The organism is Rhodoferax sp. RT5P35 (genome assembly GCF_056521385.1).
This window is the reverse complement of record NZ_JBWMAX010000299.1, coordinates 1-1,107: the sequence shown is the minus strand read 5'-3', so window position 1 is coordinate 1,107 and position 1,107 is coordinate 1. Positions and strand designations below refer to the sequence as shown.

At 67.8% G+C, this 1,107-nt stretch carries 1 protein-coding gene; it reads left to right on the top strand.

What is annotated here, in order from left to right; all coding sequences use genetic code 11:
* Positions 1–170: 170 nt before the first annotated feature.
* Positions 171–1,107: PAS domain-containing protein (locus AC097L_RS25790; protein WP_479589542.1), on the top strand; the 937-nt coding region annotated here is incomplete at its 3' end.

Here is a 1,107-nt window from a genome sequence, read left to right as displayed (position 1 = left end):
ACGGCAGCATCCCGGACATCCACGGTTAAGCGTGCGGTAGACCCCACAGCGCCACATCCCTGGCGCACAATGTTACAAGTCGGCTTGGCGCATCGCCCGGTCACAACGCCTGGTGCGGTGTGACCGGGCGATGCGCTGTGCCAGGTGTGCATTGGCTTTAGGGACTCAGCATGGCGTTGGACATTGGCAAGCTTGGATGGGCACCCTGGGGGCTGTGCGCGGCCACCCTGGGTGCCAGCTGGCTGCTGCATCCGCCCGGTGCCTGGCAGGCAGCAGGCGGGGCGGCGGCGGCGGCGTTGTTGTCCTGGGCGGGCACGCGCGCGCTGCGCACAGCGGCCCAGGCGGCAGCCGATGGCAGGGCGGACCTGGAGCGGCAGAGCCAGCAGCAGCGCATTTTGCTGGACAGCCTGCCGTTCCCGGTGTGGCTCAAAGATGCGCAGGGCGTGTACCTGCGGGTCAACCCCGCCTATGCCGCCTACGCGCAGGTGGCTGGCCTCGATGCGGTGGAGGGGCGCACCGACCTGGACCTGTGGCCCGAGCCGGTGGCCCGCTACTTCCGGGAGAGTGATGCCCAGGTCCTGCGCAACGGCGGGGTGGTGCACCAGGAAGAGCCCCAGGGCATGCAGCCCGATGCGCCCTGGGTCGATATCTTCAAGACCCGCGTGCTGCTGGGGCCGGGCCAGTACGCCACGGTGGGCGCGTCCATCGACATCAGCCTGCGCAAACAGGCCGAGGCCCGGCTGCTGCTGCGCGAGCGCTACCAGCGCGCCCTGCTCGACAACTTTCCGTTCAACACCTGGCTCAAGGACACGCAGGGCCGGTTTCTGGTGGCCAGCCAGGGGGTGGCGGATTTGCATGGTTTTGCCACTGCCCACGACATGCTGGGCCTGACCGATGTGGACTTGGTGCCGCCGGAGGACGCAGCGGCCTACTTCGCCAAAGAGCTTGAAGCCATGCAAACCCGCCAGATGGTGCGTACCGAGGGCACGCGTGGTAGCGGCGCATCGTTGCAATGGTTTGAAGTCGCCCGGGGCCCGGCCACCATCGACGGAGGGCTGGTCGGAACGGCAGGCTTCATGTGGAACATCACCTCCCTCAAAGATGCCA